The organism is Brevundimonas sp., assembly GCF_036402095.1.
In the GTDB taxonomy this organism is placed as follows: Bacteria; Pseudomonadota; Alphaproteobacteria; order Caulobacterales; family Caulobacteraceae; genus Brevundimonas.
This window is the reverse complement of record NZ_DASWTO010000073.1, coordinates 1-19,166: the sequence shown is the minus strand read 5'-3', so window position 1 is coordinate 19,166 and position 19,166 is coordinate 1. Positions and strand designations below refer to the sequence as shown.

Annotated in this window: 16 protein-coding genes; 6 read left to right on the top strand and 10 right to left on the bottom strand. The window is 70.5% G+C overall.

Annotated features, from left to right (window positions below; translation table 11 throughout):
* Both VGD32_RS06105 and clpB read left to right on the top strand, forming a co-directional pair.
* A partial coding sequence (locus VGD32_RS06105; protein ID WP_331031014.1) for an outer membrane beta-barrel protein occupies positions 1-459 on the top strand: 459 nt, incomplete at its 5' end.
* A gap of 118 nt (positions 460-577) precedes the next feature.
* Entirely contained in the window at positions 578-3,166 is a 2,589-nt protein-coding gene (gene clpB, locus VGD32_RS06100) for an ATP-dependent chaperone ClpB (RefSeq protein WP_331031013.1), read from the top strand.
* 93 nt (positions 3,167-3,259) lie between these two features.
* Here clpB and VGD32_RS06095 read toward each other — a convergent pair whose 3' ends face one another.
* From VGD32_RS06095 to thpR, 3 genes are read right to left on the bottom strand one after another with little or no spacing between them, the layout of a single operon-like run.
* Entirely contained in the window at positions 3,260-3,685 is a 426-nt protein-coding gene (locus VGD32_RS06095; RefSeq protein ID WP_331031012.1) for a DUF1493 family protein, read from the bottom strand.
* A 1-nt stretch (position 3,686) separates the two neighbouring features.
* A complete protein-coding gene (locus tag VGD32_RS06090; protein ID WP_331031011.1) occupies positions 3,687-4,238 on the bottom strand; it encodes a GNAT family N-acetyltransferase in 552 nt (183 codons plus the stop codon).
* A complete protein-coding gene (gene thpR, locus VGD32_RS06085; protein ID WP_331031010.1) occupies positions 4,235-4,774 on the bottom strand; it encodes an RNA 2',3'-cyclic phosphodiesterase in 540 nt (179 codons plus the stop codon). The genes VGD32_RS06090 and thpR overlap by 4 nt, the downstream gene beginning before the upstream one ends.
* A gap of 125 nt (positions 4,775-4,899) precedes the next feature.
* On the opposite strand from thpR, the gene VGD32_RS06080 reads away from it, so the two are divergent.
* Positions 4,900-5,664, top strand: coding sequence for a Bax inhibitor-1/YccA family protein (locus tag VGD32_RS06080; RefSeq protein WP_331031009.1), 765 nt, complete (start codon positions 4,900-4,902; stop codon positions 5,662-5,664).
* Between the two features lie 51 nt (positions 5,665-5,715).
* Here the strand turns inward: VGD32_RS06080 and VGD32_RS06075 are convergent, their stop codons facing one another.
* The 6 genes from VGD32_RS06075 to VGD32_RS06050 all read right to left on the bottom strand — a co-directional run bounded on the left by VGD32_RS06075 (position 5,716) and on the right by VGD32_RS06050 (position 14,846).
* A complete protein-coding gene (locus VGD32_RS06075; RefSeq protein WP_331031008.1) occupies positions 5,716-6,048 on the bottom strand; it encodes a DUF2794 domain-containing protein in 333 nt (110 codons plus the stop codon).
* Between the two features lie 340 nt (positions 6,049-6,388).
* On the bottom strand, positions 6,389-7,729 hold the full coding sequence (locus tag VGD32_RS06070; protein ID WP_331031007.1) for a trypsin-like peptidase domain-containing protein: 1,341 nt from the start codon (positions 7,727-7,729) through the stop codon (positions 6,389-6,391).
* 28 nt (positions 7,730-7,757) lie between these two features.
* The gene (locus tag VGD32_RS06065) at positions 7,758-9,191 is read right to left on the bottom strand and encodes a sensor histidine kinase (RefSeq protein WP_331031006.1); all 1,434 of its coding nucleotides are present in this window, start codon (positions 9,189-9,191) and stop codon (positions 7,758-7,760) included.
* 7 nt (positions 9,192-9,198) lie between these two features.
* A complete protein-coding gene (locus VGD32_RS06060; protein ID WP_331031005.1) occupies positions 9,199-10,002 on the bottom strand; it encodes a response regulator transcription factor in 804 nt (267 codons plus the stop codon).
* Between the two features lie 141 nt (positions 10,003-10,143).
* A complete protein-coding gene (locus VGD32_RS06055; protein WP_331031004.1) occupies positions 10,144-13,458 on the bottom strand; it encodes an amidohydrolase family protein in 3,315 nt (1,104 codons plus the stop codon).
* Between the two features lie 110 nt (positions 13,459-13,568).
* The gene (locus VGD32_RS06050; RefSeq protein ID WP_331031003.1) at positions 13,569-14,846 is read right to left on the bottom strand and encodes a cyclopropane-fatty-acyl-phospholipid synthase family protein; all 1,278 of its coding nucleotides are present in this window, start codon (positions 14,844-14,846) and stop codon (positions 13,569-13,571) included.
* A 167-nt stretch (positions 14,847-15,013) separates the two neighbouring features.
* On the opposite strand from VGD32_RS06050, the gene VGD32_RS06045 reads away from it, so the two are divergent.
* Complete coding sequence (locus VGD32_RS06045; RefSeq protein ID WP_331031002.1) at positions 15,014-15,412, top strand: hypothetical protein; 399 nt, start codon at positions 15,014-15,016, stop codon at positions 15,410-15,412.
* A gap of 20 nt (positions 15,413-15,432) precedes the next feature.
* Here VGD32_RS06045 and VGD32_RS06040 read toward each other — a convergent pair whose 3' ends face one another.
* Positions 15,433-17,433, bottom strand: coding sequence for a protein-L-isoaspartate(D-aspartate) O-methyltransferase (locus VGD32_RS06040; RefSeq protein ID WP_331031001.1), 2,001 nt, complete (start codon positions 17,431-17,433; stop codon positions 15,433-15,435).
* A 537-nt stretch (positions 17,434-17,970) separates the two neighbouring features.
* Between VGD32_RS06040 and VGD32_RS06035 the strand changes: the two genes are divergently transcribed.
* Both VGD32_RS06035 and VGD32_RS06030 read left to right on the top strand, forming a co-directional pair.
* Positions 17,971-18,168, top strand: coding sequence for a hypothetical protein (locus tag VGD32_RS06035; protein ID WP_331031000.1), 198 nt, complete (start codon positions 17,971-17,973; stop codon positions 18,166-18,168).
* 485 nt (positions 18,169-18,653) lie between these two features.
* On the top strand, positions 18,654-19,166 hold a 513-nt coding region (locus VGD32_RS06030; RefSeq protein WP_331030999.1), incomplete at its 3' end, for an MASE1 domain-containing protein.

Genomic DNA, 19,166 nt, shown 5'->3' with positions numbered 1-19,166 from the left:
AACGGGGCCCTGCATCCGACCCTTCGCTACAACGCCAGCATCAACGCCTTCCGCCAGGAGATCGACGCCTCGGGCATCCCCGGCGCCACCGACCGCGAGGGCGAGAGCGTCTCCGGCCGCCTGACCCTCAACTGGCAGCCGACCCAGAACGATTTCCTGCAGGTCTCCGGCATCTGGAGCGGCGACCAGCAGCTGGCCCAGGGCGTCCGCGAGACGGCCCAGCTGGTCAACCTCGGTTACCGGCGCAAGCTCAACAAGGACTGGTCCCTCCAGGTCACCGTGCGCGATCTGCTGGACGAGTTCGGCGCGACCACCACCCTCGAGACCCCGACGTTCACCGACCGCACGAGCCAGACCTTCGGCGGCCGGGCGGCCTACATCGGCCTGACCTGGAATTTCGGTTCGGGCCAGCGGCGGCCGGAGCAGTTCGACTTCTCGGCCCCGACGACCGGCAACTGATCCGGGCGAGGGGGCCTTGTGTGCCCCCTCCGCCACACCCAGATTTGCGGCAGCTCAAGGCGTTGCTTCCTGAAAGGACGTCCTTGGGCGCACACTCCGCCTGATCAGGGGACACGCCGTGAATCTCGAGCTCTATTCCGACCGCGCCAAACAGGCCGTCCAGTCGGCCCAGTCGCTGGCCCTCGCCCGGCGGCACCAGCAGTTCGCGCCAGAGCACCTGCTCAAGGTGCTGCTGGAGGAGCGCGACGGCCTCGCCCGCAACCTGATCAGCGCCGCCGGGGGCGACCCCGCCAAGGCTGAATCCGCCGTCGAGACCGCGCTGCAGAAGCGCGCCCAGGTCTCCGGCGGCTCCGGCCAGCTCTATCTTGACGGCGACACCGCCCGCGTCTTCGCCGCCGCCGAACAGGCCTCGAAGAAGGCCGGCGACGCCTTCGTCACCACCGAACGCCTGCTCAGCGCTATCGCCCGCGAGGGCGGGGTCGCCGCTACCGTGCTCGCCTCCGTCGGCGCCACGCCCGACAAGCTCGACGCCGCCATCAATGAGATCCGCAAGGGGAAGACCGCCGACTCCGCCGCCGCCGAGGATGCCTACGACGCCCTCAAGCGCTACGCCCGCGACCTGACCCTCGCCGCCCGCGACGGCAAGATCGACCCGGTCATCGGCCGCGACGAGGAGATTCGCCGCACCATCCAGGTCCTCGCCCGCCGCACCAAGAACAACCCCGTCCTGATCGGCGAGCCGGGCGTCGGCAAGACGGCCATCGTCGAGGGCCTCGCCCTGCGCATCGTCAACGGCGACGTGCCCGAGAGCCTCAAGGACAAGAAGGTGATGGCCCTCGACATGGGCGCCCTGATCGCCGGCGCGAAATACCGCGGCGAGTTCGAGGAGCGGCTCAAGGCCGTGCTCAACGAGGTGGCCGCGGCGGAGGGCGGCATCGTCCTGTTCATCGACGAGATGCACACCCTGGTCGGAGCCGGCAAGGGCGACGGCGCCATGGACGCTTCCAACCTGCTCAAGCCGGCGCTGGCTCGCGGCGAGCTGCACTGCGTCGGCGCCACCACGCTGGATGAGTACCGCAAACACGTCGAGAAGGACGCCGCCCTCGCCCGCCGCTTCCAGCCCGTGTTCGTGGAGGAGCCCTCGGTCGAGGACACCGTCTCCATCCTGCGCGGCCTCAAGGAGAAGTATGAGGTCCACCACGGCGTGCGCATCGCCGACGGCGCCATCGTCGCCGCCGCCACTCTTTCGAACCGCTACATCACCGACCGCTTCCTGCCCGACAAGGCCATCGACCTGATCGACGAGGCCGCGTCGCGCGTGCGCATGGCCGTCGACTCCAAGCCGGAGGCGCTGGACGAGATCGACCGCCGCGCCGTCCAGCTCAAGATCGAGCGCGAGGCCCTGCGCAAGGAGACCGACAAGGCCTCCGTCGCCCGGCTCGAAAAGCTCGAGGACGAGATCGCCGAGCTCGACGCCCAGTCCGACGACCTCACCACCCGCTGGAAGGCCGAGAAGGAGAAGGTCGGTCAAGGCGCCCAGCTGCGCGAGACCCTCGACCGGCTGCGCGCCGAGCTGGCCGCCGCCCAGCGCTCCGGCGATCTCGGCCGCGCCTCCGAGATCGCCTACGGCCAGATTCCCCAGATCGAAAAGCAGCTCGCCGAGGCCGAAGCCAACGAGGCCGACAAGACCGGGCCGCTGACCCCCGAGGTCGTCGACGCCGAACAGATCGCCGCCGTCGTCAGCCGCTGGACCGGCGTCCCGGTCGACAAGATGCTGGAGGGCGAGCGAGACAAGCTGCTCAAGATGGAGGACGCCCTGGCCCGCCGCGTCGTCGGCCAGGACGAGGCCCTGACCGCCGTCGCCGACGCCGTGCGCCGCGCCCGCGCCGGCCTCAACGACCCCAATCGCCCGCTCGGCTCCTTCCTCTTCCTCGGCCCCACCGGCGTCGGCAAGACCGAACTGACCAAGGCGCTCGCCGAATTCCTGTTCGACGACGAGGCCGCCATCACCCGCCTCGACATGTCGGAATACATGGAGAAGCACAGCGTCTCCCGCCTGATCGGCGCGCCTCCGGGGTACGTCGGCTACGACGAGGGTGGAGCCCTCACCGAGGCCGTGCGTCGCCGCCCCTATCAGGTCGTGCTGTTCGACGAGGTCGAAAAGGCGCACCCCGACGTCTTCAACACCTTGCTGCAGGTGCTCGACGACGGCCGCCTCACCGACGGCCAGGGCCGCACCATCGACTTCCGCAACACCCTGATCATCATGACCAGCAATCTCGGCTCCGACGCCCTCGCCGGCCAGTCCGAGGGCGACGACGTCGAGGCCGTGCGCCCCTATGTCATGGATGCCGTCCGCGCCCACTTCCGGCCGGAGTTCCTCAACCGGATCGACGAGATCATCCTCTTCCGCCGCCTCGGCCGCGGCCAGATGGCCGGCATCGTCCGCATCCAGCTGGCCCGGTTCGAAAAGCTGCTGGCCGACCGCCGGTTGACCCTGGCCCTCGACGACACCGCCGCCGCCTGGCTCGCCGACAAGGGCTACGACCCGGTCTACGGCGCCCGGCCGCTGAAGCGCGTCATCCAGAAGGAACTCGTCGACCCGATCGCGCGCAAGCTGCTGGCGGGAGAGATCGAGGACGGTTCGGTGATCGCCGTGTCAGCGGGCGAAGGCGGGCTGGAGATCGGAAAGGCGCGGGTGCACTGACGCTTGTCATCCCGGGCCGTGCAGGAGGGCTCGGGATCGGGCGTCCGGCGCCGCGCGCCATATTTCCCAACGCGGGAAGGGACGCCGCTCCGCCTAGCCCAGGAACCGCATCCACGCCCAGGCCGCCAGGGCGATCAGCGCCCCCGCCGCGAAGATCCGGTTGATGAGGATGTCCCATCGCCGGCGCGGCAGGACGTGTGCGGGATAGTCTATCGGCCAGTGCTTCGTGCGAACCGCTTCGGTCAGCACGGCGAGGGTGATGGGGATTCGGCCGACGCGCCGGTAGGGCGGCCTGAAGACCAGGGCGCCGTAGTTCCAGCCTTCTTCGGCATGGTGGAAATACCAGCGGTACGCCGTGACGTCGACGTCGAAGCGGGCGGCGAAGGCGTCGATGAACTCCCCGGCGTCGTCGCCCTCGATCCCGAGGACATCGAACAGGTCGTCGTCGGCGGCGAGGGGCTCTCGCCAGCGCCAGAAGTCTTCGATGAAGGTCAGGACCGCCGCGTGCGCGTCGCTCACCTCATTCCCCAGGCCGCCCGCCGTCCCGGGCGCGCCACTGCTCCCGGCTCTGGCCCCAGCGGTCGACGGTGACGGCGTCGAACGGCGGCGGCAGCCGCGTCGGCCCCTGATTATGCGAGCCGAGCCGCTCCGCCAGCCGTTGCGACGGGGTGTTGTCAGGGTCGATGCAGTGGATGACCTCGGTCCAGCCGAGCACATCGAAGGCGTAGTTGATGGCCGCTGTCGCCGCCTCGAAGCCATAGCCCTTGCCATGCGCGTCCGGGTGCAGGCTCCAGCCCACCTCGGTCCCGGGCCAGCCCAGCGGCGTCCACGGCCCGATCCGGCCCAGCCAGCGACCGGTCTCCCGCTCGACCAGCGAGAACATGGCCACGCCGGTCAGGCTCCACGCCCCCGCCATGGTCATGAAGCCGCGCCAGGCGGTCTCGGCCGGCATGGGCCCGCCGATGAATTTCGCAGCCTCGGGATGGGCCATCATCTCGGCCCAGCGGGGGAAATCCTCCATCGCCTGCGGGCGCAGGGTCAGGCGGGCGGTCTCGATCACCGGTCCGGTCACAGCGGATACTCCTGTTCGAGTTGGTAGCGGCTGCCGTCGTGGGTCAGGACGCTGGACCACAGGCCGAAGCCGTCGACCCGGATCGGCGGCGAGCGCAGTAGATTGTGGCCCGCGATCCATGCGCCGACCCGGTCCGGATTGGTTTGCGGCGTCAGATAGGCCAGCGTCACGTGCGGACGATAGTCCCGCCGCTCCATCGTCACGCCCGCTCGTTCGCCGGCGGCGCGGCAGCGACCGGCGAGCACCGACAGCCGCTCGTTGGGCTCGACCCCGGCCCACAGGGTGTGGCTGCGGTGAGCGTCGCCGAAGGCCCCGACACCGTTGAGGATGAACTCGAATGGCCCGCCGGTCGCCGCGCGGTTCAGCTCGGCGGCCAGATCGTCGGCGCGCCGTTCCTCGATCGCGCCGTAGAAGGCCAGGGTCAGATGCAACTGGTCGCGCCCCCGCCATCGGGCCCCGGGCAGCCCGGACTGGCGGCGCTCGAGCGTGTCGGCCACGTCGTCGGGGATCGCCAAGGCGGTGAACAACCGGATCATGCGACCGTTCGTAGCGGCTGAAACCCGACCGCCCAAGTCCGGTTTTCCTTGCGGAAGGGTCCAACCGGCCCGATATTTCCATCGACGGCCGGGGATCGCCCGGTCCAACGGAGATCGACATCGCCATGAGCGATATGGGAAATTACACCGCCGCCGGCGCCCGGGCCGACGCCGCGCTGGATCCGGGACTGAAGAAATTCATGCTCGGCGTTTACCAGAAGATGGGCATGGGCCTCGTGCTCTCGGCGGCCCTGGCCTGGCTGACCTCCAGCTACGCCCCGGTTTCGGACCTGATGTTCGTCAAGACCCAGAGCGGAGCCCTCGCCGGCTTCACCCTGCTCGGCATGATCGTCAGCTTCGCGCCGCTGGTCATCCTGCTCGGCTCGAACTTCCTGATGAAGGGGGCCAGCGCCCGGGCGGCCAGCATGCTGTACTGGGTCATCGTCGCCCTCGTCGGCGCCTCGCTCGGCACCGTGGTGCTGATGTATGCGGGCGCCAGCGTGGTCACGACCTTCCTGATCACCGCGGCGGCGTTCGGCGGCCTCAGCCTGGCGGGCTACGTCACCAAGCGTGACCTGTCGGGCCTGCGCAGCTTCGTCTTCTTCGCCATGTGGGGCTTCGTCTTCGCCGGCATCGCCTTCTCGATCGGGTCGGCGTTCGGCCTGTTCAGCGTCGGGCCGATCTTCATGATCATGAACGGCGTCGGCATCCTGCTGATGGCGGGCCTGATCGCCTCGGAGACCCAGCATCTGAAGATGATCTACTACAGCGTCCGCGGCGACGGCGAGAGCATGTCGGTGGCGACCAGCTTCGGCGCGCTGAACCTGTACATCGCCTTCGTGAACCTGTTCCGCTTCCTGCTCTACTTCCTGGGCGTGCGGCGCGACTGACCGGCGCAAGCCGGCGACGGAGAGGCCCCGGCGGCGACGCCGGGGCCTTTTCTATTCGACGACGGTGAACCGCCGGCTGTCGAACACCCGCAGCACCTGCGGCAGCTCGCGGCCGCGGCGCAGCACCAGGCCGCCGTCGCCGATCACCGCCCACTGCCCCTGTTTCAGGCGCAGGGCGGGGCGTTTCTCTATGCGGTAGGCGGGTGCGTCGCCGGAGCGGCGGAAGACGGCGAACTCGGCGACCTCGCGGTGCCCGGCCATGGCGTAGTCGCGCCACTCGCCCGCCGCCACCATCCGCCCGTAGACCCTCAGGATCAGCTCCAGCTCCCGCCGGTCGAAGAAGACCGGACCGGACTGCGGCTGCAAATCGGCGGCGTCGCTCATAGGTCGAACGTATGCCCCCCGCCTGGAAACGCCAGACCCTATCGACCGGCGGTTCCACCGACCGCCGTGTCGCGAACGCCACTCGTCGAAGAAATCGTCTGGAACACGAAATAGCCGCTGTTCCGCCCAGCGACCGCCCCCTTGGGGGGCGACACCGAACCCATCGGCTCGTCGGAGTCCGGAGCGATCCCGGATCCTGAACAGCCCCCCCAGCCCCCCTGGATCACTCCATCAAGGGCTCCGGCGGGTCGATGCTTCCTCCAAGCGAGACGCCCGCTCCGCCACCCCTCCCCCCTCCGGCAGAGCGGGCGTTTTGCCGTCCGGGACCCCGGCGGCGGCCTCAGCCGCCCAGCACCACCGTCACATCCTCGTCCCCGCGCCGCACCGACAGGCGATGCTCGCCCGCGCTGGCCAGGGCCGCGGCGAGCCCATCCAGATCGGCGACCGGGGCGTCGTCGACGGCGCGAATGACGTCGCCGGCCTGAAGCGCGGCGCTGGCGGCGGCCGAGCCGCCTTCGACGGCGAACACCTGCAGGCCGTCGGCCGCCGGACGGGCGCTCAGCCCCCGGGCGATGACGACTTCGGAACCAGTCACGACGGAGCGGTCCTGCGGCGCCTCGACGGTCAGGGTGGCGCGGCCCTCACGGCCCTCGCGCAGATAGACGACCTCGACCCGGGTGCCGGGCTCGGCGATGCCGATGGTCGCCGCCACCGTCCCGGCGTTGGAGACGGGCCGGTTCTGGATGCGGGTGACGACGTCGCCGCGCTGAAGGCCGGCGGCCTCGGCGGACGAGCCGGGGGCGACGTTCTCAACCACGGCGCCCCTCACGATGCCGAGGCCGAATTCCCGCGAGCGCTCGGCGTTGAGCGAGCCGAGGATGGCGCCGGTCGAGCCGCGCTTGACCTCGCCGACCGTCCGCAGCTGGTTGACCACATACAGCAGGATGCGGCTGGGCACGGCGAAGGCGATCCCGTCGTTGCCGCCGCCCCCGCCCGACAGGATGGAGGTGTTGATGCCGATCAGCCGTCCGCGGCTGTCCAGCAGCGGCCCGCCCGAATTGCCGGAGTTCACGGCCGCGTCGGTCTGGATGTAGTCCTCGATCCGGTCCCCCATGCCTGAGCGGCCGAGGCCCGAAATCACGCCCATCGTCAGCGTCTGGTCGAGGCCGAGCGGATAGCCGACGGCGAAGGCGAGATCGCCCGTGCGCAGCTGGTCGGAATCGACCACCTCGATCTCCGACAGGCCCGTCGCGTCGAACTTCAGCACCGCCAGGTCGGTGGCCTTGTCGGTGCCGATCAGAACGGCGTCGAAGATGCGCCCGTCGGTCAGATCAACGGTGAATTTCCGTCCACCCTCGACCACGTGGTTGTTGGTGACGACGATGCCTTCCCGGGCGTCGATGATGGCGCCCGAGCCGCTGGAGATCGGCCGCGGCTCGTTCTCCCCGGAACTGGGGCCTTCCGACTGGCCGAGGGTCGTCACCTGCACCACGGCGGGCAGGGCCTGCTCCAGCCCGCTGGCGAAGGAGAAGACGCCGCGCCGGGCGTCATAGGGGATCGGCCCTTGGGGCGTGGACTGGGCCGCGGCCGTCGTCGCCGACAGCAGCGGGACCGCCGCCGCCATCGCCAGTATCGACAGGCCGACAGCCCGCTTGGTGGCCCGGCTGGTGGAACGCTGCATCGCCAATCCCCTGTTGTCCCGGAGAAGCCTAGCGCGAGAAACGCGCCGTGACGACAGCCCCCGGGCGACCGTCATCAACCGTCATGGCTGCGCCGTGCCGTTTCAGGATCGCCCGCACGAAGGCCAGGCCCATGCCGTGGCTCTCCCGGCCGTCCACGGAGGCCGCCGCTCCGGTCGACGGGGCGAGAGAGAATCCAGGCCCCTGGTCGGCCACCGCCAGCACCGGTCCGTCGTCGCGTACGCCCGCCGTCAGGGTCACAATCCCGCCCTCGGGCGAGAATTTGACGGCGTTGTCGACGAGGTTGGTCACCGCCCGCTGAAGTAGCGACCGCACGCCCAGCACCGACACCGGTTCAGCCTCCACCTGGATGGCGATCCCCCGCTCGTCGGCAAGGGGCTGGTAGAGCTCGGCCGCCTGCGCGGCCAGTTCGTCCAGCCGCACGCTTTCGAACACCCAGGCCTCGCCGTCGCGCAGGGCCATGGCCTCGTTCATCGATCGGGTGATCTGGGCCAGGTCCGACCTCGCCTCGTCGATCAGCTTGCGCGCTTCGGGCGTTGTGGCCCCGGCTCGCAACTGCTCCAGCCGCACTGCGGCGCGGGCCAGCGGCGTGCGGAAGTCGTGGGCCAGCTGGTCGGCCGAGTCCCTCAGCCAGCTCAACAGCTCGTCCAGCCGGTCGAGGGTGCGGTTCACATGGCCGGTCAGTTCGGTCAGTTCCGGGGCTGCGTCGGTCTCGGGCGCCCGCAGGGAGAAGTCGCCGACGGCGGCCCGGTCGAGGGCCCGGCTGACCTCGGTCACCGCCCCGGTCAGGCGGCGGCGCGCCACGGCGGCGGCGGCCAGACCGATGACCAGCAGCAGCAGGCCAGTCGCGATCACGGCCGCCACGGCCCAGCCCCAGGCCTGGCCGGAGCGGTCGACCACCCGGCCCACGGCGATGTCGAGGGCCCCGAACGGCCGCCGCACCACCACCACCTCGACGGCGCGGGCCGGACACAGGACCCCCCGGCCCAGCCGCACCACATAGACGTCCTCGCCCAGTCGCCCGGCGCGCTCTCCCCGCGCCGTCTCCAGTGCGGCCAGCCCCGCCGGCTTGCCGACCGGGGCGCGGATGAAACGGACGCCGGCCCCGCCGCGGCCGGTGCGGCAGGTCTCCTCCAGGGTTCGCGCCTCGCGGGCCGGTCCGCTCTGGAAGGCGCTCAGCCAGGCCGACAGCCAGGCCGCATCGGCCTCGGTGAGATGTTCGGCCGACAGGCTGGTTTCAGAGCCCAGTTTGGAGACCATGGAGCCATAGTCGTCGAGCGCCGCCAACGCCGCCTTCTCGCGCTGATCCATGCGCACGGCCGCGCCGGTGACCAGGAGTGAGCCGGACAGGGCCAGGGCCGCCAGCACCCCCATGGCCGCCGCCAGCTGGGTCGAGGTCCGCCGCGCCAGCCAGCCCCTCAGCCCCGATGTCCGCCCGGCCATCTCCGCCTCAATCCGACAGCGCGGACAGGTCGCGGAAGATCAGGCTCTGGCTGCGCGCCGGGACGATCAGCGGATGCAGGTCCTCGCCCAGCTCCGGCGCCTGCTCCTTCAGGCGGCGGCGCAGGGCGCTGATGCGGGCGTCGATGACGTTGACGAAATTGTCGGGCAGGAACCGCCACTCCACCCAGCAGCGGTCCCACAGCATGGTCTTGGTCACCGGCTGGCCGCGCGCGGCCATCAGTTCGGCGACGATGGCGAACTCCAGCGGCGACAGGTCGATCAGCCGGCTCTCGCCGCCCGGCAGGTCCAGCCGCAGGGTGCGGGCGCCCGGCGACAGGCGGAAGGGGCCGTTGACCAGCTCCGCGCCGGCCGGCCGGGCCCGCCGCGCCGCGCGCCGCAACTGGGCGGCGATGCGCGCCAGCAGTTCCTCGTCGCCGACCGGCTTGGCCAGATAGTCGTCGGCTCCGCCCAGCAGTCCCTCGACCTTCTGCCGCTCGCCGCCCAGGGCGGTCAGCATCAGGGCGGGGGCGTCCGCCGAAGTCCCGCCGCCGGCGCGCAGCCGCTTCAGCATCTCCAGCCCGTCCATCCCGGCCGTCAGCCGGTCGAGGATCAGCACGTCGTACGGAGCCCGTCCGGCCGCCTCGAGGGCGGCCTCGCCGGCCTCGAACCGGTCGACAGCCTCGAACCCCGCCGCCGTCAGCCGTTCGGCGACGTGTTCGGCCAGCGCGGGGTCGTCCTCGAGCAGGAGGGCCCGGCGGCCCGCGAACACCGGCCCGAGCCGGGCGAAGGGGTCGTCGCCTTGCGTCGTCATGTCCCCGTCCACGCCCAACTCCACCGCAAGCCGCACGATACGGCGCCGGCGCTGAATGACAACGACCGGCGCCGCTGCTGCTCTAGGCGGGCTGGAGAGGGAGGGGGGCTGACTCTTCCTGACGGTCAGCCGCTCGGTCCGTCAGTCGCCCCCGTGTCCGTGGCCATCGGTCTCCGTTGCGCCGGGGGCCATGCCCTCGCCGCCGCTCTCCGCGAACCAGAACGGAGCGCGGGGCCGCTGGCGGGGCGCGACCTCGTTCATGCCGGAATCGTAAACCCGGCCGTTGGAGATGGTGTAGGCGATCGAGGTGGTGTGACGGATGTTCTCCAGCGGGTTCTGGTCCAGCACCACCATGTCCGCCAGTTTGCCGACCTCCAGCGAGCCGATGTCGCGGTCGAGGCCCAGAGCCCGGGCGCCGTTCAGCGTGCCGGCGCGGATCACGTCCAGCGGCGCCATGCCGCCCTGGGCCAGGCTCCACAGCTCCCAGTGGGCGCCGAGGCCCTCGCGCTGGCCGTGGGCCCCGATCTGGACATTGACTCCCTCGGCGGCCAGGCGGGTCGCCTCACGCGCCACGGAGATGTGGTTCCATTCGTTGTCCGGCAGGGTCACCGGGCGTCGCGCGCGCGAGTCCAGCAGCCGCCGCGGCACATACTGCGTGAGGATCGGATGATCCCAGACGTTGCTCTCCTGGTACCAGTAATTCTCGCCGTAGCTGCCGCCGTAGGCGACGACCAGGGTCGGGTTGTAGGCTGTGCCGGTCTGGCGCCACAGCTGGTGCACGTCGTCATAGAGTCGGGCCAGAGGGATCGAATGTTCGATCGTGGTGTGGCCGTCGACGATCATCGACATGTTGTGCTGGAACAGCGAGCCGCCCTCAGGCACCACCATCATGTTCAGCTGACGGGCCGCCTCGATGATCTGCTGGCGCTGATCGCGGCGGGGCTGGTTGTAGCTCTTCACGCTCCAGGCGCCGGCCGCCTGCATCCGTCGCAGCGTCGACAGGGCGTCGTCCAGATCGTCGATCTGGGCCGTGGCTGCGGTGGTCGCGCCGTACAGGATGGTCCCGGTCGAGAAGATGCGCGGCCCCACCACGCGGCCCGCGCGCGCCAGTTCGCTGTGGGCGAAGATCTCGCTGGTGTCGTTGGACGGGTCGTGGATGGTGGTCACGCCGAAGGCGAGGGCGGCGTAGTTGACCCAGCTCTGTTCCGGAATGATCTCGTCCGAGCCCATCGAGCCGTGCCAGTGGGCGTCGACCAGGCCGGGCATGATCGTCTTGCCGCTCATGTCCAGCGTCGGAATGCCCGCCGGGATGGTCATGCTCGCGGTCGAGCCGATCGCCTCGATGCGGTTGCCGTTGAGGACGACGATCCCGTTCTCGATCACCTCGGCGCCGTTCATGGTGATCAGCCTGGCGCCGGTCAGCGCCATACGGCCTTCCGGCTTGTCGGCCGGAACGCTGAAGCCGAGGTTGATCCCGCGCTCGTCGGGCTTGGGAAGTTCCTCCGGGGCGCCTTCGACGAAGGTGAAGGACTGGTTCAGGTCGCGGGTGAACAGTTCCGGCCCCAGCGACCATTGCAGGCGGCGCGAGTCTCCCGACCAGCTCAGCCATTCGCCGGCGTCGCGGGTCACGCGGGCCTGCGGCAGGGACTTGCCGTCGGCGCTGACCGTGATCGGCCGCCCGGCCGCCACGAACGGCGCGACATAGGCGTTGAAGCGTTCGGTCCAGCCGATCCAGCGGCCGTCGGGCGAGACGGCGAACTCGCTGGCCCATTCCGAGGTCAGGTGGGTGCGCTCGTCCTGGCCGTTGAGGTCGACGGAGATCAGCGTGCGCTTGTCGCCGTCCCGACCCGACAGGAACAGGCGATCGCCGTCGGCGCCGAACTGGGGCTGGGCGCCTTCGTCGGTGATCAGCACGGGCTCGCCCCCCGCCGTGGCCACGCGGTAGACGCCGGGATCGCGGCCCCACAGCGCCGTGGTCAGGAAGCCGTCGCTGACCTTGCGATAGACGATGGTCCGGCCGTCCGGAGAGAAGGTCGGCTCGACGTAGTGGCCGGGGGTGGCGGTGACCACGCGGCCCGCGCCGCCCGTGGCCGGGACCACGCGGATCGCGCCCAGCTGCTGGTCGTCCCAGGTGGCGTAGACGATCGAACGGCCGTCGCGCGACCAGTTGGGATAGAGCTCGAAATGGTCGCTTTGACGGGTCAGCCGTCGCGCCTCGCCGGTGGGCAGGTCGCGAATCCACAGACTGCCCAGCGCCTCGAACACGACCTTCGAACCGTCCGGCGAGGGCCGCGCCCATCGGATCATCTTCACGTCGAACGTCTCGGGGGCGACCTCGACCGGGAAGCGAACGGCGTCCTGCACCCGTCGGGTGTCCGCGACGTGGAACGGGATGTTGGACGCCGTCCCGGTCGCGACCTCGACCTGCTGGATGCGCCCGTCGGCCCAGAACACGATCGAGCGATTGTCCGGCGTCCAGCTGATGGCCGGATAGACCCCGTGAATCGCCCAGGTTTCCTGCAGGTCGCGGTCGAGCCCGGAGAAGACCGGCGTCTCGCGCCCCGTCTCGATGTCCATCACATAGAGAACCGACTGGTACCGCACCCGCCGGATGAAGGCGATCGACTTGCCGTCAGGCGAGGGGGCCGGGCGGATCGAGCCGCCCGGGCCGGTGATGTAAGGGTCGATCTCGCCGGTTTCGCGGTCGAGCCGGCGGATGATGTAGATCTGGCCGTTGACGTCCTTGGAGTATTCGAAGGTGTTTCCCGGCGTCGCGTCGTCGCTGAAGTACAGGTACCGGCCGTCAGGCGAGAAGGCCGGCTCGCCTGTGTCCTTCTGCTGGGTGCGGCGCTCGGTCATCTGCACGCCGCCGCCGCCCGAGCGGTGGTACATCCACAGCTCGCCGGCCCCGAGCGAGCGGGCCGAGGTGAAGTGTTTCCGCGCCACGATGAACTGGCCGTCCGGCGTCCATTCGGGCTGGTTGAGCAGGCGGAAGCTCTCTTTGGAAACCTGGGTCGGATTGGAGCCGTCGGCCTCCATGATCCAGATGTTGTCGCCGCCGGCGCGGTCCGACGTGAAGGCGATGTGGCGGCCGTCCGGAGACCATTTCGGCTGCATGTCCCAGGCCACGCCCGAGGCGATGGCGCGCGCCTCGCCGCCGGTGATCGGCATGACATAGATGTCGCCCAGCAGGTCGAAGACGAGGGTCTGGCCGTCGGGGCTGACGTCGACCGACATCCAGGTGCCGCGGGTCACGTCGATGGGGATGTCGCGCGACGGTCCCGGCGGGGCCTGGACATCCCATTTGGCCTCCTCGGCCTCGTCTGCCGCCGGCGCCGCCGCGGTGGGGAGTTCAGCGGCCGGAACGACCGGCGGCGGAGCGGGCTCGGCAACCTGGGCCGTCACCGGCGAGGCAAGCGCCAGCAGTGCGGCCGTAGCCAGGAGTTCGCGCTTCATGATTCTGATCCCCGATATCCGGACGTCTTGCGCCGACCGCCGGCTGACGCGTCCTTGCCGAGCGCGCAGTGAGCCTTGTCGGAGAGCCGAAGTCCAGTCGGGCGTGGGTCTCAGGCGGCCGCGCCGTGGATATAATCCCGGGTCAGCGGCACGGCGTCCACGCGCTTCGACAGCTGGATCTGGAACACCATGCAGCCGCGATGCCGGAACGCGACCTCGCTGAGGCAGAGGTAGAACTCCCACATCCGGCAAAAGCGCTCGTCGTAGAGCGCGGCGATGCCGGCGCGGTTCGCCTCGAAGCGTTCGCGCCAGGCCTTCAGCGTCTCGGCGTAATGCAGGCGCAGGATCTCGATGTCGGTGACCCAGAGGCCCGCGCGTTCGATGGCCGGCAGGATTTCCGACAGCGCCGGCGTATAGCCGCCCGGGAAGATGTATTTGCCGATCCACGGCTGGTTGCTGACCGACACGTGATTCTGGCCGATGGCGTGCAGGACCGCGACGCCGTCTTCCTTCAGCAGACGCGCGACCGTGTCGAAGAAGGCCTGGTAATTCGGCACGCCCACGTGCTCGAACATGCCGACCGAGACGATGCGGTCGAAGGTCCCCTCGACGTCGCGATAGTCCTGCTTGCGGAACTCCACCCGGTCGCCGAGACCGCGCTCCGCGGCTCGCGCCTGCGCCACTGCGAGCTGTTCGTCCGACAGGGTGACGCCCGTGACGCGTGTCCCTGCGTCCTCGGCCAGGCTCAGGGCCAGTCCGCCCCAGCCGCAGCCGATGTCGAGCACGCTCTGGCCCGGTTCGAGCAGAAGCTTGGCCGCGAGATGGCGTTTCTTGGCGGCCTGGGCCTCGTCCAGGGTCATGTCAGGCCGCTCGAAATAGGCGCAGGAATACTGCAGGTCGGCGTCGAGAAAGCGCCGGTAGAGGTCGAGCGAAAGGTCATAGTGGTGGGCGACGTTGCGCCGCGCGGCCGCCCGGTCGTTGGCCTGTTCGATGCGCCGCCAGAACCGCGCCAGCCGCCCCCGCCGGGGCGGCCGCCGCAGGGACAGGTTGCGGCCGGCCAGATCGAGCAGGTCCCACAGCGTGCCCCGCTCCAGGGTCACGTCGCCGTCCATCCAGGCCTCCCCCAGCGCCAGACCGGGATAGGTCGCCAGCCGCCACGCTGTCCGATAGTCCCGCAGGCGAATACGGACCGTCTCGGCGCCCGGCTCCCCCGCCCGCAGGACCTCTCCCGACGGCAACACCACGCCGAGCGAGCCGACGCGGATCAGCCGGTCGAGCAGGCGCCCGAGCGCGGCCCGGGCCAGGCCGGCGATCGGGCCCGCCCCTCGCCGGGCACCGGTCCCGCGGGTGTCGGAATGATCGAGGACGAACGAGGCTGGCGAGCTCATGTCGGTCTCTCTGGGGTGAAGGTTAACAGCGCCCCGTCAGCGGTAACCTTTGCAATGAGCCGTCGGTTCCCGGGCTTGTGTTCGCAAGCGGGCCGCGGAGGTGGAACCAGGTCCGGCATCGGCTGTTCGCCCCCGCAGGGATCATCTCGTCTCCCGCAGGAGCTCCCATGTTCGGCCACAGCCTTCTTCTGCTGGGCGCCGCCGGCGCCCTGTCGTTCGCCGGTCCGGTCGCGCCGCAGGACCCCGTCGGCCAGCCCGCCCCCTCCCCGATGCCGGCGTCCGTTGCGGCACCGCCGGTCGCGCCGGCCTTCCCGTCCGGGTCCGAGGTGCTCAGCGTGGACGGCGAACCGCTCGGCGTGCTGGCCGAGGTCGAAACCCGGTCGGGCGGCGAGCGCATCCTTCACATCCGGCGGACGGACGGCTCGATGACGGCGGCCCCCGCCAGCGTGGCCTCTCGCGGCGAGCGGGCGGTCGTCCTCGAATGGACCAGAGCCGAGTTCGACAACTCGGCCACGACGGACGCGGCCGCGGCCGCCTCGCCTTCGCCGATCCCGCCCCGGACCTGACGGCCGGCCGGGCGTGAGGTCTAGAGGCCGAACGGCCAGGTTTCGTCTACGCCCTCGCGTTGCGCTGTCGGCACGGGCGTGACGGCGGAAGTCTCGTCGAACCATACCCAGGCGTCGAACTGTTGCGGCAGGGAACAGCCGGAATAGTGACTCCAGCGCTCGGTTTCCGGCCGATAGATGACGCCGATGAACCGCTCCAGCCTCGGGTCCAGCAGCCGCTGGCGAAGCGGTTCGTGGACGCCCTCGCGCAGGTCGAGAAGGAAGCGTTCGACGCCGCTGTCGTGCGCCAGTCGCTCGTAGCTGTCAGGCCGCGAGGGATTGATCCGCTTGACCTCCATCGGCTCGCCCCAGTCCGAGGCGCAGGCGACCTCGCCGCCGTGGGTCCCGAATCCGATCAGCGCCGCGTCGCGACCGAACCGTTCGCGGCACAGCTGACCAATGTTCAGCTCATCACGGACTAGCCCCATCTCTGTTTTCGAGGCGTCGCCGATATGGGAGTTGTGGGCCCAGACCACGGCCTTCGCGTCCGGCCCCCGCGCCTCCAGCACGGCGCACAGCGTCTCGAACATGTGGGTGTCACGCCGGTTCCAGCTTTCGGCGGCGCCGTAGTAGACGGCCCGGTAATACGCCTCGGCGTTCTTGACCAGACGGGCGTTGGCGCTGGCGTCGAGAAAGTCGTCGCCGTCGCTGGCGGCGTACTCCAGCTGTTTTTCGAGCATGTCGGTCAGGGTCGTCACCACGGCCCGTTCGCAGCGCGAATAGCCGGAGGTCAGCGCCATGCGTCCGTAGGCCTGCGGCTCGCTGGCCCAGGGCGTGAGGCAGCCGTAGCGCTCGCGCGCCACCTTGCCCGCCTCCGGGTCGACCCGGTCCAGATAGTCCAGCACCCCGGTGATGGAGGCCGACAGGTTGTAAAGATCCAGTCCGTGGAAGCTCACGCGCGTGTCGGCCGGGCGGTCCCCGTTCCAGCCGCGCAGCCATTCGATGAAGCCTTCGACATCGGTGTTGCGCCACATCCAGGTCGGGAAGCGGCGGAACGGCGGTTCCGCGTGCTTCGGGGACGGGCGCCGGCGGACGTAACGGTCGACGCTGGCGGCGTCGGGCCAGTCCGCCTCCACCGCCACGATGGTGAAGCCGTGCCGCTCGATCAGCCGGCGGGTGATCGCCGCCCGGGCCCGGTAGAACTCCGAGGTCCCGTGGCTGGCTTCTCCCAGCAGCACCACCCGCGCCTCCGCGAACCGGTCGACCAGCGCGCCGAAGGCCGGGTCGTCGAGGGCCGGAAGGGGCTCCGCGGCGGCCCGTATGAGGGAGGCTGCCGGCGCTTCCGCGGGCGCCCTGAAACTGCGTGGCTCCGGCGCCCGCCGCGCCGCGTCGGCGTCGGGCCAGCCCTGCTCGCCGATGAGCGGCACGAACCGGACTGCGCCGAGGTCGTCCTCCTCGAAATGGCTGGCGCTCGTGCGGGTGATCCTGACCAGACGCTGATCGTCCCGCGTCGGGCCGACCGGCATCACCAGCCGGCCGCCGAGATCCAGTTGATCCTTCAGGGCTTGCGGAACCCCCGGGCCCCCGGCGGCGGCGAGTATGGCGTCGAACGGCCCCGCCTCGGGCCACCCGCGCGTGCCGTCGCCTGTGCGCAGTTCGACATTGTCGTATCCGAGGCGTTGAAGCCGGGCGCGGGCGAGTTCGGTGAGGGCCCCGTGCCGCTCGATGGCGTAGACCTGGCCGGCGATGCGGCTCATCACCGCCGCCGCATAGCCCGAACCCGCCCCGATCTCGAGCACGCGGTCGCCCGGCCGGATTCCGGCGGCCTCGATCATCAGACCGACGATATAGGGCTGGGAAATGGTCTGGCCGGCCTCGATCGGCAGGGGTGCGTCGTCATAGGCGAACTCCTGCAGGCCCTCGGGCACGAACGCCTCGCGCGGCACCTCGCGCATCGCCTCCAGCACACGCGCGTCGCGGACTCCGCGCCGGGCCACCTGCCGCTCGACCATCCGTTCGCGCGCGTGGACCAGATCGGGCACGGCCTTCTCTCGCTACGGGCCGGATGTGGGAGGAGGCGGCGCGGCTTCGGGAGGCGCCTCTCCGGGCGGGGGCGGGGCGGGCTGCGCGCCGGGAGGCCCGACGTCCGGCGGCGGGACATCGGGCGGTCCGTCCTCGGGAGGCGGCGGCTGGGGCGAAGGCTCGGGCGGCGTGGCTTCATCAGGCGGCTCCGGCGCCGCTCCGTCGGCGGTCGCTCCGGAGAGCGCCACGCCCGCGTCCGACCGGGTGTCCGTCGCCCCGCTTCCGCCACCCTGACAGGCCGCCAGCGCGGCGCCGGCGACAAGCAGGGTCAGTACACCCGTCCTCGTTCGCATGATCGTCTCCTGCGCCCCGGGTTTGCACAGTCAACCATCGGCCCCTCCCGGGGTTCCGTCGGACGGGTTCCCGTCTGGTCGGTAAAATTTGCGGCTCCGCTCGAACCCGTGCGGCGTCCCGCCGGTTGAGGGCCGCCGTCCCTGGACCGCCCAGCTGTTGAACCGGGCGGGAGGCGCGGCGTTGAACGCTCAAAGGAGACTGTCATGGCGATCACAGATCAGGTCATCCGCGAGGTCGAGACGCCGCCGGGACGCGACCGCGGCGACGACCTCGGCGACGTCGAGCTCATCATCCGTCGCGCCCGCGCCGGCGACCTGACCGAGATGGAAGCCTTCGAGGATATCGAACGCATCGTCCGCCGCCGCGATCCGATCGACCTCTACCAGAAGTCCTGGAGCTAAGGCGCGGTCAGCACCGCCCCGACGGCTGCCATCCTCTCGACCTCGCGACAGGGGCTGACGGAGCATGCCCCCGAACACGTCTGGGTCGATCTCGTCATAGGCCAGATCCACGCCGGCCTCATAGGCGATGGGGACCAGCGACTCATGCAGGCCGTCGCGGCCGGCGACGATTGCGCCGCCGGTGTAGAGCAGAAGGCGCCCGGCCGGCGCGAGCCGGCGCGCCCGGTCCGCACCCACTCCAGCGCCACGGCCGCGCCCGGTCGATCGCCTCCGTCGCGATACACCCCGTCCGCCCTGTCCGGCGTAGGGCTCCGAGCCCCCGAAAGGCCGGGACTGACCCCAGGCCGTCCACTCGCGTCCCGGTCGTTATCGACCGATTAGCAACTCTGGCCCGAGAAATGGCGGGTTCTGGGGCCGGGAGCGAATCCGTGATCGACAAGCGAACAACGTCCCGGTCGGCTGGAATCCGGCTGACGCCGAGGGGAATGGCCGTCTCCCTGGTTCTGCTGACCGTCATCTTCGCGGCGATCTCGTACGCGGCGATCTTCTGGACCAGCTTCGGGGGGGCCACGGCCATCTGGCCCACCAACGCCCTGGCCCTCGTGGCCATCCTGCGAGGCCCGAAGGGCTGGGTCTGGCGCGTCGGCGTGCTGACGGCGCTCGGAGTCGCCATGATCGTCATGATGCTCCTGGCCGGAGGCAATCCGGTCGGGGCCTTGGCGATGGCCGCGCCCAACCTGCTGGAGGTGCTGGTCGCCGTCCTGCTGTTGTCCGCCTTCAGGCTGGTCGGCACGGACGTGACCCGCCCCGGTCCTCTGTTCGCCTTCCTCGCCTGCGCGGCCGTGGCGGCTCCCGCGGTCGGCGCCCTGGCGGCGGCTCCGGTCATCCTCTACGCCACCGACTACACCTTCATCGAGGCGGTCTGGCTCTCCTGGGTCACCGACGCCCTGAGCATGATGATCATCGTGCCGTTCGGGGTGGTCATGACGCGCGACCGC